The organism is Streptomyces sp. NPDC058880 (genome assembly GCF_042742535.1).
Lineage (GTDB): Bacteria > Actinomycetota > Actinomycetes > Streptomycetales > Streptomycetaceae > Streptomyces.
Genome location: NZ_JBHYMC010000001.1, coordinates 351,586 through 365,352, shown reverse-complemented (window position 1 = coordinate 365,352; position 13,767 = coordinate 351,586). Strand labels below are relative to the sequence as shown.

Genomic DNA, 13,767 nt, shown 5'->3' with positions numbered 1-13,767 from the left:
TGATGGCCGTGCTGGATGCGCCGGTGTCCTCAGCGGGCCGCATCGGCGGTGTCCGTCCCGTCGGCCTCCAGCGCACCGAAGGCCTCGGCTGCCCGGACCGCTTCCGCACCGTGCTGCCCGTCCGCGGCGATCTTCTCGGCGAGCTCGGAGACCACCGGGTTCTGGAACACGGTCTTGACCGGTACCGGCACCCCGAGCAGCTGCCCCAGCAGCCCCGCGAGCCGGGTCCCGCTGAGCGAATCGCCGCCCAGGGTGAAGAAGTTGTCGCCGGGCGCCACCCCGTCCAGACCGAGGATGTCGGCGACGGCCGCGCACAGTACCAGCTCCAGCGCACTGCCCGTCCCGTCCCCGCCCTCCCGTGCGGCCTCGTCGTCGGCGGACTGCCGGCTCCCGGCGGAGGAGGCCAGCCGCAGCCGGTCGACCTTGCCGTTGCGGGTCAGCGGCAGCTCGTCCAGCACGGTCAGTGTGGCGGGCACCATGGAGCCGGGCAGCTGCGCGGCGAGCCGCTCCAGCACCCGGTCCGCCGCGGCGGCATCGCCGTCGGCGCCGGCGACCACGAAGGCGTGCAGGCGCCGCACTCCGTGGGCGCTGGCGGGGGCCACCACCACGGCCGCCTCGACCTCCTCGTCCTGGCGCAGCACGGCCTCGATCTCGCCCAGCTCGATCCGGTGGCCCTGGATCTTGACCTGGAAGTCGTCCCGGCCCAGGATCTCGATGCTGCCGTCCGGCAGGTAGCGGCCCAGGTCGCCGGTCAGATAGGCGCGTTCGCCCGTCTCCGGCAGGCGCACGAAGCGGCTCGCGGTGCGATCGGCGTCGTTCCAGTAGCCGAGCGCGAGGCCGACGTCACTGGCCACGGCCATCTCGCCGACGACCCCGAGGGGGCGCTCGTACGCCGCGCCGTCGACGATGTAGTAGCGCTGGTTGGTGATCGGCTTGCCGTAGGGGATGCTCGTCCAGGACGGGTCGACCTCGCCGATCGGCTGGAACAGCGACCAGCAGATCGTCTCGGTCGGACCGCCCGAGCCCACGACCTGGATCCGCGGGCTCTGCGCGCGCAGCCGGTCCGGCAGGGTCAGCGGGATCCAGTCGCCGGAGAGCACCGACAGCCGCAGCGACTCCAGCGGTCGGCCGCCGCCGCGGCGCTCGCGCACCTCTGCCTCGCCGACGAGCAGCTCCATCAGGACGGGCACGGAGTTCCAGAGCGTGACCCGTTCCGTCTGCACCAGATCGGCCCAGACATCGGGTTCGGCGTGGTCGAACGGCGGCGGCACCACCACGGTCCCGCCCTGCGTGAGCACCCCGAAGACGTCGTAGATGGACGCGTCGAAGTGCAGCCCCGAGATGGCCAGCAGCCGGTCCCGTGCACCGACCTCGAAGCGTGCCGCGACGTCGCGGATCAGGTTGACCACACCGATGTGGTCGACCATCACGCCCTTCGGCTCGCCCGTCGAGCCCGAGGTGAAGATCGTGTACGCGAGGTCCGCCGGGGTCTGCGCGGTGTCGGGCCGCGTGGCGGTGCCGGTCTCGAAGTCCTTGTCCACCCGATACCGGCGGGCGGTGGGCGGCCAGCTGATCCGGGACTCCAGCGAGGACTGCGTGAGGATCCGGTCGACCTTGGCCTCGGCCAGCAGCCGGCGCAGCCGCTCCGGCGGCACGGAGGCGTCCAGTGGCAGGTAGGCCGCGCCGGAGGCGAGGATCCCGTACACCGCGGCGTACTGCTCCCAGCCCTTCTCCATCACGACGGCGACCAGCTCGCCGGGAGCCGCCCCGTGCTCGCGCAGGGTGTGCCCGATCCGCCAGGCGTACGCGGCCAGCTCGGCATAGCTGAGCCGCCGCCCGGTGGCGTCCACCACGGCCTCCGCGTCGGGTGTGAGCTCGGCCTGCCGGGCGAACAGCTCGTGCAGGGTGGTGTACGGGATCTGCCCGGCGGTGTCGTTGACCTTGCGGCGCAGCTCCCGCTCGGCCGGCGGGATCAGGTCGAAGCGGGTGGTGTGCAGGCTGTCCGGGTCGTCGGTGAGCCGTTCCAGGAGGTCCACGTACACGCCGAAGGCGGCGTCGACGAACCCGGGAGCGAAGGCGCCGTCCACGAAGTCCCAGATGACGCGGAGCTCTCCGGCCAGTTCGCGCAGCTGCACGTCGAGCGTCACCTGCGGGGTCTGCGAGATCGAGTACACCTCCCGGCCCAGGTCCGTGACCGGCCGGCGCACCGGGTAGTCGAGCAGGCTGGTGACGACCACGGGCATCCCCGCCTGCGCGCCCACACCGTGCAGGCGGGTCAGCTCCCGCAGGACGCGCACGCCGTTGAAGGCCCCGTGCTCCACGTCGCGGGCGAGCTGGTCGCGCAGGGCGTGTGCGCGGTCCAGGAAGGTCGCGCCGGAACCGTCGGCGGCGAGCATCACCGCATTGGTGAAGTCGCCGAGCACGCCGGTGATGTCCGGGTGCACGGCCGGGCGCTGGAAGACCGGGTAGTTGATCGTGAAGTCGGACTCCTCCGCCCAGGCCCGGACCACCTCGGCGAAGGCCGCGGTGAGTAGCACCGACGGGGTCAGGCCCGCTCCTTGCGCCCGCGCGGAGAACCGCTGCCAGTCGGCGGGGGAGAGACGGTGCTCGCGCCGGTCGAAGCGGACTTCGCCGGTGTCCCCGCCGGAGCCGCCGGTGGGCAGCGACGGGGCCGGCGGCAGGGTGGGCACGCGCTCCACCCAGTAGTCGCGCGCGGCGCGAAAGGCCTCAGTGTGCGGCAGGGCCTCGGCGCGCCAGCGGGCGTATTCGGCGAAGCCGATTCCGGGCTGGGGGAGTTCCGCCTCCGGGTTCTCGTACAGGTCGACCAGCTCGGGGAAGAGCACCTGGAAGGCGCTGGAGGCATCCAGCACCTGCAGGTCGATCCCCAGGTGGACGCGGCCGAGGTTTTCGGGGCCGCCCAGCCGGAAGATCCGCAGGTCGAACAGCGGCCAGCTGCCCACCGGGAAGACCACGTGGCTCATCTCCTCGCGCAGGGCGGCGAGGTGCTCACGGGCGGCAACGGCGGACAGGTGGCGCAGGTCCACGACCGGTATCTCGAACGGCAGCGGGTCGGACGGCACCCACTGGGTGCCGTCCGTGCTGCCGATCGCCCGGAGCATGTCGTGGCGAGCGACCACCCTGCGCCAGGCGGTGGCGAACCGCTCCGGGTCGAGGTCGGCGCGCTCCCACTCGAAGTATCCGTAGCAGCCGATGCCGCCCATCTCGACGGCTTCGCCCCGCCCGATCATCAGTGCCTGCTGCGTCTCGGTCATCGGGAAGGACGCGGCACTGTCCGCGCGGGCGGGCAGGAGCTCGGTCATGGTCCAACTCCATTCGGTGTTACGGGCCGTTGGCTGTTGCGTGCACGGGTGGATGCGGGCCGGGGACGCCCTGCTGCGGGGCAGGGCGAGGCTAGGGGCGGCGAGTTAGCCGCCGGTTATGCTCCGCAAGGCCGGCCGGCCCGCCGGACACCGGAGCCCGCCCCTGCGCCAGGGAGAGCGCGAAGAGGCGTACGAGCGGATGGAACAGGTAGCAGGGCTGGCCCCACTCGTCGGCGCCGCTCACCTCCAACAGGGCCGCGTCGGCGAGCGCCTCCAGCAGCCGCTCGGCCTCCGCCTCCGGCAGGTCCAGTGCCGTCGCCGCCTCGGCGGCCGGGAAGGGCAGCGCTCCCAGCGCGGCCAGCGCCGGGAACACCGCCCGCACCTCCGGCTCCAGCGCACGCCAGGACGGCAGCAGGGAGGTGTGCACGTCCAGGTCGCCGGAGTGCAGCTCACGCAGCCGGGTGACGGGATCCGCCAGCCTGCGGGCCAGCCGGTCAGGAGTGCAGTGCGGCCGGGCCGCGATCCGGGTTCCGACGATCCGCAGCGCCAGGGGCAGGCCGGCGCAGTGCTCGACGATCGCGGAGGCGGCGCACGGGGCGGCCGCCACCCGGGCGGGGCCGGCCGCAGCGGCGAGCAGCTCCAGCGAGTCCCGCGGCTGCAAGGGGGCGAGGGCCACGGTGTGCGCCCCGGCCACCGTGGGCAGCGCCGTACGCCCTGTCACCAGTACGGCGGGCTCGGGGGTGTTGGGCAGCAGCGGGCCCAGCTGGGCGGCGCCCGAGGCGTTGTCCAGCACGATCAGCAGCCGCCTGCCCCGGGTCCGCTCCCGGTACAGGCGCACCAACTGGTCCTGGTCGTCGGCGGCCGGTACGTCGTCCATCGGGCCCAGCGCCCGCAGCAGAAGGCGCAGCACCCGGGCGGGGTGCCGCGGGGTACCGTCCGCGGCGCGCAGATCGGCGTACAACTGCCCGTCGGGGAAGTGTCGTTGGCAGCGGTGGGCCGCGTGCACGGCCAGGGCGGTCTTGCCCAGCCCCGCCATGCCGGTGACCAGCACCCGGCGGGGTCGTCCGGAGCTCTGCCGATCGGGGGCGAGCGCGCGGCACACCAGCTCCAGTTCCGGTCCCCGGCCTGTGAAGTCGACGGTGTCCGGCGGCAGCATCGCCGGAGCCCCGGCCGACGGTCCGGACGGCCGCGGCCGGGCGGCCGCGCGTACGGCGGGCGCGGCCACCGGCCGGCGGTCGAGTGTGCCGTCGAGCAGCGCCCGGTAGGTGGCCTGGAGCTCCTCGCCCGGATTGATCCCGAGCTCGTCCGCCAGTACCGCGCGGCCGTGGTGGTAGAGGTGGATGGCGTCCGCCTGCCGCCCGGACCGGCACAGGGCGGTCATCAGCTGGCAGCGGATGCGCTCGCGCAACGGGAACTCGGCGACCAGCCCGGTGAGCTCACCGGTGATCTGCTCGTGCCGGCCGAGGGCGAGGTCCGCGGCGATGCGGTGCTCCAGGGTCACGGCCCGGGCCTCCGTCAGCCGCGGGGCCTCGGCGTCCGCGAGGTATTCCGTGGCGTTCGCGAACGGCTGGCCGTTCCACCGGGCCAGGGCGTCGCGCAGCAGCTCTCCGGCGCGTTCGTAGTCCTCTTTGACCAGTGCCTCGCGGCCGGCGAGCGCCAGCTTCTCGAATTCGTCCAGGTCGACGGTCGCATTACCGATGCTCATGGCATATCCCGGCGGTCTGCGATCGATCGTCACATCGTCGCCGAGAATCTTGCGCAGGCGCGAAATATAGGTGTAGAGCTGTGCGCTGACCGTGGCCGGAGGCGCCCAGCCCCACAGCAGCCGGCACAGCCGATCGTCCGACACGACCTCTTCGCGGGCCAGGAGGAGCGCCGCGAGCACGGTGTGCAGCTTCGCTCCGGAGAACGCGACCCGGTGGCCGTCCCGCCGTACCTCTACTGGCCCGAGCACTCGGAATTCCATGTACCGCCCCATCCGTGATTCCTGAGAAGAATCTTCGAACGAAGCTAGAGGAGTCCGTTGTCTCCTCGATATCGTGTCGATTTCGCGGTGTGCCCGGGTCGCGAAATCGGTGGAACACGGAAGAGAAAGGAGCCGTCCCTACTGTTCCGTTCGTGCCGCAGCGAGCGGTGCAGAGATGATCCACCGAGAGGGGAACCTGAGATGCGCAGCACCCGGACGGCGAAGACGACGGCCGCCTGCCTGGTCGTTCTTGCGGGAATGTTCGTGGGTACCGGGGCCGTCTCGGCCGTCACGGCGGACGGGGGCACGAGCGTCGTGGCGGACGACATGCCGTGGGGGATCGTCAAGCCGGTGCACCCCTCGCACCCGGGCTCCGCCGGCACCCACGGCGACATGCCCTGGGGCTGACCGGCGGCCGGCGCCCGCCGACGTACCGCACCACCGCGAACCCGCACGACCACACCACCGCACCACCGCAATCCCGCACTCGCGCGCATGCCGCCGCCGCGGCCCGATCCGTACCGGACGGGCGTCAGTCCGCCGGATGCGCCAGGAGGGCCGTCAGTTCCTCCGGAGTGAAGGAACGATGCGGCAGCCCTCCGGACTCCCCACGGCCCGGTTCTCCCGCTGCCTCCCGCACGGCCGTCAGCAGCCGGCCCGCCTGCGCCCGCCAGGGCTGCGCGCCGACCTCGCCGAAGCCGGCACAGGCCCGCCGGAACCTCTCCGCCGCCTCCGCACAGCGGCCCCCGAGTGCGTCCACGCATCCGAGGTCCGTTTCCACCCGCGCGTAGAGAAACCGGTCCGCCAGCTCATCAGTGATCTCCAGGGCCTGTTGCAGCGTGTCCCCCGCCGCCTGCAGCAGGCCCTGGCTCCACTGCGTCTGCCCCAGACCCCGCAGCGCGTGGGCCTCGCCGACCCGGTCGCCCTCACCGCGGGTGAGTCGCAGTACGGCGCCGAACGCCTTGCCGGCCTCACCCAGATCGCCCGCACGCAGCCGCACTTCGGCCAGCCGGTACACGCTCTGCGCCTCCGCCCGCACCGATCCGGTACGCCGGCTCAGTGCCACCGCCTGTTCCGCGAGCGGCAGCGCGGCCGACACGTTTCCCCGGTCCAGCTCGATCTGCGCCTGGAAGCCCAGCAGATGGGCCTCGTTCCCGATGTCGCCGGAGGCGTGGAAACCACTCAGGGCCGCTTCGCAGTACTCCAGCGCCCGCTCCCAGTCACCCTGGAAACGTGCGCACATGGCCAGGTTCCGCTGCGCGAGCGCCGCCCCGTCCAGGTCACCGGTGCTGCGCAACAGCCGCAGCGCGGCCATGTTCCAGCCCTCGGCCTGCTCGTAGCGCCGCTGGTAGATCGCCAGCGACCCCAGGAGCCGCAGCATCGTCGCCTCGCCCTGCTCGTCGCCGGCCCGCCGGGCCGAGGCCAGGGCCTGTTCGGCGCTGCGCTGCCAGTCCTCCAGGTAGTTCTTCGTCTCGAAGTGCGGAACCGCGCTCTCGGTCAGCATCCAGGCGTAGCCGGCCCGGCCCGTCTCCGCCGCCTGGGCCACCACGTCGGTCACCGCGGTGCGCTCCGACTCGAACCACTCCATCGGCGAGCCCAGCAGTTCCTCGGCGAGCTCGCCGAGGAAGCCGGGCGCGGGCGCCGCCGGCCGGCCCACCGGGAACCGCCTGCCGTCGATCCGCCGGTGCGCCTCCTCCGCCAGCCAGAGCCAGGCCCCGAAGGCCCGCTCCAGCGCGGCGTCCGTCTCCTCCTCCGGCTCGTCCGACTCCGCCCGCTCCCGGGCGAACAGCCGCAGCAGGTCCTGGAACCGGTAGCGGGCCGGCCGGCCCGGCGCCGCCTCCGCCACCTCCAGCAGCTGGGCGTCGACCAGGTGGTCGATCAGCTCCTCCGCGTGCCACACGCTGGTGTCCAGTACGGCCGCGCCCGCCCAGGCGGCGAAGTCCGCCGTGCGCAGCAGCCCGAGGCGCCGGTACATCCGGGCCGCCTCCGGCGGCAGGTCCCGGTAGGTGAGCCGGAAGCCGGCCCGCACCCCGCCCTCTCCCGGGCTCAGTACGTCGAGTCGGGACCGGTGGTCGCGCAGCCGCTCCACCAGGCTGCGCACGCTCAGGTTGGGCTTGGCCGCCAGCCGCGCTCCGGCGATCCGCAGTGCCAGCGGCAGGCAGTCGCAGAGCGCGCCGAGCTGCTCCACCGCCACCGGGTCGCTGCCGAACCGGTCCGCCCCGGCCAGTTTGATCAGGAGGGCGGTCGCCTCAGCCGGTTCCAGCATCCGCAGCCGGATGCTCAGCGCCGTGTAGTCGCCGGTCAGGTCACCCAGGTTCTCCCGGCTGGTGGCCAGCACCACGCTGCGTCCGCCGCCGGGCAGCAGGGGTCTGAGCTGTTGGAAGGAGCGTACGTTGTCCAGGACGATCAGCGTTTTGCGGGTGCTGAGCAGACTCCGCAGCAGTGAGGCCCGCTCGTCGGGGTCGGCCGGGACCTGGGGTGCGGCGATGCCGAGAGCGCGCAGGAAGCGGTCGAGCACGGCGGCGGGGGACACCGGTGCCTGCTCCTCGTCGTATCCCCGCAGGTCGGCGAAGAGCTGACCGTCCGGGAACTGGTCGGCGACCTGGCTCGCCCAGTGCACCGCCAGTGCCGTCTTGCCCACCCCGCCCACGCCCACGATCGTCGCCAGGGCGGGGGTGTGCGGGTTGTACGGTTCCTTCAGCAGCCGGTCCAGCGAGGCCATCTCGCGTTGGCGCCCGGTGAACGCCATGACCCCGGCCGGGAGTTGCGCCGGAATCGTGTGCACGGCGGCGGGTGCGGGGGTGACCACGGCCGGGGGCCGGGTCAGTTCCGGTGAGTCCCGCAGGATCAGGTCGTGCAGCTGGCGCAGCCCCGGACCGGGCTCGATCCCGAGCTGCTCGGTCAGTAACCGGCGGCCGTGCAGGAAGACGTCGAGGGCCTCGGCCCGCTGGCCCGACCGGTACAGGGCGAGCATGAGGTGTTCGCGGCACTGCTCGCGCAGCGGGTGCCGGGCCACCAGTTCCGTGAGTTCGCCGATCAGTACACGGTGCCGGCCCAGCTGGAGCATCAGCCCTGCGCGCTCCTCGACCAGCGTGAGCCTCACCTGTTCCAGGCGCGTCGCCTCGGCCTCCAGCCGGGACCCGGGCGTCTCGTCGAGCGCCGAGCCCCGCCAGATGCTGAGCGCCTCCTCGAACAGCGTGCAGGCCTCCTCGGTGCGGCCATGCCGGGCGGCATCGCGGCCCTGGTCGGCCCGTTCCAGGAACTCCTGGACGTCGATGCGGTGCTCGCCCTTGGCCAGCAGGTAGCCGGGGGGAGAGGTGATCAGCACGTCGGTCACTCCCGCCTGCTTGAAGGTCTTGCGCAGGGTGGCCACGCAGATCGCGATCTGGTTCCGCGCCGTCGCGGGAGGGGAATCCGGCCAGACGGCGTCCACCAGGGTGTCCACCGAGACGACGCGGTCGGCGTAGAGCACCAGCATCGCGAGGACGGTCGCCTGGCGCCGGCCGTTGATGCGCAAGGGGCCGTCCTCGGCCTGGACGAGCAGTGGCCCCAGCAGTCTGAAGACAAACCGATTCAACAGGTCCCCCGCCTTTGAAACCCCGCGTCAGGCGCGAACGGTACCGCAAAGACGATTCCCCGGTGCAGTCAACCTTTGGGAAAATCACCGGCTGTTTCAGGCCAGCTTGTCCGTATAGGCGTAGAGCGCCTGAGGGTTCATCACGGAGAGTCGCCGCCGCCGACCGAGGACAGGGCGCCCGACAGCCCCCGAAGCATCTCGGCCGTCCGGTGCACCTCCTCCTCGCCCCCCAGGCTCTCGCACAGATGCCGAGCCAGCTCCGCCAGGCAGGAGTCGATCTCCCGCTTCGCCGCCGCGCCCCGCTCGGTGGCGGCGAGGAGCTTCGCCCGCCGGTGCGCCGGATTGTCCAGGTAGGCGGCGAGCCCCTGGGACACGAGCAGGTCGGCTATGCGCTGCACGCTCTGCCGGGTGGTCCCCACCCGCCGGGCGACCTCGGAGACCGACAGCGACTCGTCCGTCACCGTGCTCAGGATCTGCCAGCGTGCCGCGCTGAGCCCGACCGACAGCGCCAGCCGGTCCACGGCCGCGGTGAACCGTCCGTTCAGTCGGAAGACCGCCACGGCGGCCCGGCTGAACGCCTCGACTTGCCCGGACTCCGCTGTACGCGTCAACGCCGGCCCCCTTCCGTACGCCCCCCGGGTCGCTGCACGATAACAGCGCGTGGTCGCCCGGACGAGAGCCCTGCGCGGTCGAGGTCGAGCAGCCTCCCCGACTGGTCCGTTGGCCGCATCATGGCCGACGAATCCCCTCAGGGGCCATGCCAATGGCCCTGCCCACCGGTCACGAGTTGAGCCAGTGGGCCTCCAGGTGCTTATCTGTGTCCTATCCATGTACTTACGGCGCCGCGCAGCGCCGGACGGCAACGAGGCCGGTTCCGGAGCGCGGCGCCTTCGCCGTGCCCGTCCGCCGCCCACCACCCCCGGGCGGCGCCGGGCCGGCGCGCACCGTTCCAGGGGGGCGGCACACCGCTGTGAAGAGGATGTTCGTAGCTCCGGATCCGGGGCGCCTGCGGCTCAGGACCTCGGCCCGCGCCGTGATCGGCGTCGGCGCCGCCGCAGCCCTCGCCGAACTGTGCGGTCTCTCCCTGACCGCTTCCATCACCGGCGGCCTCGCCGCCCTGCTCGCGCTCTTCACCGTCACCGACGCCAGCGTGCGCCGCCAGGCCGCCACCACCGCCCTGCTTCCCGCTGCCGGATTCCCGGTCCTGGCCCTCGCCACCGCCCTGCACGGGGTCACCCCGCTGCGCGACGCAGCCTTCGTCCTCGTCGTCTTCTGCGGGGTCTACGCCCGCCGATGGGGTCCGCGCGGTCATGCCCTGGGGATCTTCGCGTTCATGAACTTCTTCATCACGCAGTTCCTGCACGCCCTCCCCGCGCAGCTCCCCGAGCTGTACGCCGCCGTGGGCCTCGCCCTCGGCGCCGCCGCGGCCGTGCGCTTCCTGCTGTGGCCCATCGAGCGGCGCACTCCGCCGCCCGCCGCCCCCGCGCCGCTGCCCGGCCGCGGCCTGGCCCGGCACACGACCCGCCAGGCCTTCCAGGCGACCGCCGCCTGCGCCGTCGCCCTCAGCGTCGGCCAGGTGCTCTCCGAGGAGCGCTGGTACTGGGCCGTCGGCACCGCCTGGTGGATCTTCGTCAACACCGCCTCGCGCGGGGAGACGCTCGTCCGCGGCTTCCGCCGGGTGCTGGGCACCGTCGTCGGCGTGGTGGCCGGGGTGCTGATCGCGATCCCGCTGGACGGCGCGCCCGTGCCCACCGCCCTCCTGGTCGGGGCCTGCGTGTTCGGGATCTTCTACACGGCCGCCGTCTCGTACAGCTGGATGATCCTCGCCGTCACGCTCATGGCAGGCCTGCTCTACGGCCTCCTCGGCGTGCTGGACCCGGGCCTGCTCGTGCTCCGCCTGGAGGAGACCGCCGTCGGGGCCCTGTGCGCCGCGCTGGCCGTGGTGCTCGTCCTGCCGGTCACCACCCACGCCACGAACGACGCCTGGATCCAGCGCGCCCTGCTCTGCGTGCACGCGGCCACCGCCGAGGCCACCGCCCGCCTCGCCGGCTCCCCGGCGGCGGATCCCGCCCCGCACGCCGCGGAGCTGGAGACGCTGCTGGCCCGGGTCCGGATGGCGCTCGCGCCGCTGGTCCACCCGCTCAGTCCGTTCCGCGCGCGCAAGGCCCGCGCCGGCCAGGTCATCACCCTGCTGGACGACTGCGCCCGCGAGGTGCGCGGCCTGGTGGCCGTCGCCGCCGATCCGGACGCCGGCCACGACGCCCGCCTCGCCGCGGCCTGCTGGCGCGTCGAGGCCGCGGTGCAGGCACTGACCGTCGGGGAAAGGGAACTCGAAGGCCCCGCGTCGGCGGACGCCACCGCGCCGCCCGCCGCCACGACCGAGCCCGCGCTCGCCCACCTCCAGGGCCTGGAGCGGGCCCTCGCCGAACTGGCCACGCCGCTGGGCAGCGACCCCAAGGCCCCGTTCGTCATCAGCGCCTGAGCAGCCCTCCCCAGGCCGGCGCCCGCCCCGCGGGCGTCCGGCCGGGGGAGTGCACCACGCCCAGGGCCTGGGTCGCCCGGGTCAGCGCCACGTACAGGTCGCTCGGCCCCAGATCGGCCGGCTCCACCACGATCACCGTGTCGAACTCCAGCCCCTTGGCCTGGCGAGGATCCAGCAGGACGACCTCCCGCGTCAGATCGGGCCCCTCCTCCTGCCGCACCTCCGGCAGCCCGCCCGCCAGCGCCCCGTGCAGATCCCGCGGCGCGATCACCGCCAGCCGCCGTCCGGCCGACCGCTCCCGCTCCACGGCCTGCGCAACCGCCCCGGCGAGGTCGTCGGCCTCCCGCCCCCACGGCCGCACTCCGGTGGCCCGTACCGAACGCGGTGGTTCGAAGCCCGGATCGCGCTCGCGCAGCACGGCCGCCGCCACCTCCATGATCTCGGCCGGCGTACGGTAGTTCACCCCCAGCCGGACCAGCTCCCAGCGCTCGCCCACGTACGGCGAGAGGATCCGTTCCCAGGACCCGCAGGCCGCCTCGTCCCCGGTCTGCGCCGGATCGCCGACCAGGGTCATCGAGCGGGTCGGGCAGCGCCGCATGAGCAGCCGCCACGCCATCTCCGACAGCTCCTGCGCCTCGTCCACGATGACGTGCCCGAACGCCCAGGTCCGGTCGGCCGCGGCACGCTCGGCGGTGCTGCGGTGGTCGGCCTCCTCGTGACGCTCCGCCATCCGCTCGGCGTCGATGATGTCGTGCGCCGCGAGGTACTCGCTCTCCTCGTCCTCGAACTCGTACGACCGGGAACCCGCGGACAGGTCCAGCACGCCCTGCGCGTACGCGATGCGCCGCTCGCGCTGCCGCTCCTCGGCGGCGCGCAGCGCGCTGTCGTCCTCTCCGAGCAGCTCGGCCGCCTCGTCCAGGAGCGGCACGTCGGCCGGGGTCCAGTCGGGCCGCGCCGAGGGGCTCCGCCGGACGAGCCGGGCCTCGTCGTCGGGCAGGTGCGTGGGCTCTGCCAGGAAGTCGACGATCAGTTGCTGCGGCGTGAGCGGGGGCCACAGCGTGTCGATCGCCGCGTGCACGGCGGGGCTCGTGGCGATCTCCTTGCCGAGCTGGGCGACATCGTCGGGGCCGAGCAGGTTCGGTCCGCCGTACGGGTCGGCGCCCAGTCGGTCGGCGAGCTGCGCGGTGAGCGCGTCGATGATCCGGAAGGCGAAGACCGGCCTCGCCCGGTTGTGCGGCAGCCCGGTGGCCCGGGCCGCATCCCGTGCCCCGTGAGCCATCGTGCGGTCCAGCAGCAGGGTCCCGTAGTCGTCGTGGTCGATCTCCAGCGCGGGCTCGGGGACGGTGTCGTACTCCTCGCCGCTGTCCGCCGGCACGTGCTCCGGCAGGCGCTGCCGGTCGGCCACGACCCGGGCGAGGACCTGGGCCATCGCGGCGCGGCCCTTCACGGCGGCGGCCCCGGGGCGGTCGGTCCCGGTGGCGTGAACCCCGGGGAACAGCTCGCCCGGGGTGGACAGCAGCACGCCCGTCTCGCCGAGCGCGGGGAGGACCCCGCCGATGTAGCCGAGGAAGGCCGGACCCGGCCCGACGATCAGCACACCGCGCCTGGCGAGCAGCTCGCGGTGGGCGTACAGCAGGTAGGCCGCGCGGTGCAGAGCGACCGCGGTCTTGCCGGTGCCGGGTCCGCCCTCGACGACGAGCACCCCGCGGTGCGGGGAGCGGATGACCCGGTCCTGGTCGGCCTGGATCGTCCGCACGATGTCGTGCATGCGGCCGGTGCGGGCGGCGTCGAGCGCGGCCAGCAGGACCGCGTCGGCGTCGGAACCCTCGTGGCCGGTGCGCTCCGCGTCGGCCAGGTCCAGGATCTCGTCGTGCAGGGCGGTGACCACCCGGCCCCGGCTGCTGATGTGCCGACGCCGGCGCAACCCCATCGGGGTGTGTCCGGTGGCGAGGTAGAAGGGACGGGCGGCCTCGGCGCGCCAGTCCAGGACCAGCGGCGTGTGTTCCGTGTCGTCCGCGCGGATCCCGATGCGGCCGATGTGGTGGTCGCGGCCGTCCGAGAACTCCAGGCGCCCGAAACAGAGACCGTTCTCCCCGGCGTTCAGGGCGGACAGGAGACCGGACTGCTCAGCCACCAGGACATCGCGCTCCAGACGCGCCTGAAAGCCGCTTCCCACATCGCGCAAGGCGCTTTCCACCGCCTGTTCGGCCTGGTCGCGCAGGTCGTCGAGGCGCCGATAGAGATCGGTGACGAATTGCTGCTCTTTCCGGAATTCCTCAGTTGACAATTGCACTCCTGCCGCGATACTGTGCCCACGTTGCGTTTATCGCGCCTTCGTTCGCACGAAAACGCGAACTGATAAATATACGCCTTCCGCTCCCTCGGTTGCCCATTCGGCCGGGGGGTTTTTTGCGTACGGTGG

Annotated in this window: 7 protein-coding genes; 2 read left to right on the top strand and 5 right to left on the bottom strand. The window is 73.1% G+C overall.

Going from position 1 to position 13,767, the window contains the following annotated elements:
* Nucleotides 1–29 precede the first annotated feature (29 nt).
* On the bottom strand, nt 30–3,320 hold the full coding sequence (locus tag ACFW2G_RS01645; RefSeq protein ID WP_384580056.1) for an amino acid adenylation domain-containing protein: 3,291 nt from the start codon (nt 3,318–3,320) through the stop codon (nt 30–32).
* Between the two features lie 91 nt (nt 3,321–3,411).
* On the bottom strand, nt 3,412–5,286 hold the full coding sequence (locus ACFW2G_RS01640; RefSeq protein ID WP_384580058.1) for a BTAD domain-containing putative transcriptional regulator: 1,875 nt from the start codon (nt 5,284–5,286) through the stop codon (nt 3,412–3,414).
* Nucleotides 5,287–5,487: 201 nt separating this feature from the next.
* On the opposite strand from ACFW2G_RS01640, the gene ACFW2G_RS01635 reads away from it, so the two are divergent.
* Nucleotides 5,488–5,694, top strand: coding sequence for a hypothetical protein (locus ACFW2G_RS01635; protein WP_037921718.1), 207 nt, complete (start codon nt 5,488–5,490; stop codon nt 5,692–5,694).
* Nucleotides 5,695–5,818: 124 nt separating this feature from the next.
* On the opposite strand, the gene ACFW2G_RS01630 is transcribed toward ACFW2G_RS01635, so the two are convergent.
* Together ACFW2G_RS01630 and ACFW2G_RS01625 are read right to left on the bottom strand one after the other, a co-directional pair.
* Nucleotides 5,819–8,863, bottom strand: coding sequence for a BTAD domain-containing putative transcriptional regulator (locus tag ACFW2G_RS01630; protein WP_384580060.1), 3,045 nt, complete (start codon nt 8,861–8,863; stop codon nt 5,819–5,821).
* 140 nt (nt 8,864–9,003) lie between these two features.
* Complete coding sequence (locus ACFW2G_RS01625; RefSeq protein ID WP_037921720.1) at nt 9,004–9,474, bottom strand: MarR family winged helix-turn-helix transcriptional regulator; 471 nt, start codon at nt 9,472–9,474, stop codon at nt 9,004–9,006.
* 368 nt (nt 9,475–9,842) lie between these two features.
* Here ACFW2G_RS01625 and ACFW2G_RS01620 point away from each other — a divergent pair, with 368 nt between their 5' ends.
* The gene (locus tag ACFW2G_RS01620; protein WP_384444979.1) at nt 9,843–11,345 is read left to right on the top strand and encodes an FUSC family protein; all 1,503 of its coding nucleotides are present in this window, start codon (nt 9,843–9,845) and stop codon (nt 11,343–11,345) included.
* On the opposite strand, the gene ACFW2G_RS01615 is transcribed toward ACFW2G_RS01620, so the two are convergent.
* Nucleotides 11,335–13,632: a HelD family protein gene (locus ACFW2G_RS01615; protein WP_384580062.1), complete on the bottom strand. Its 2,298-nt coding sequence runs from the start codon at nt 13,630–13,632 to the stop codon at nt 11,335–11,337. The two genes, ACFW2G_RS01620 and ACFW2G_RS01615, sit on opposite strands and share 11 nt — an antisense overlap.
* Nucleotides 13,633–13,767: the final 135 nt, after the last annotated feature.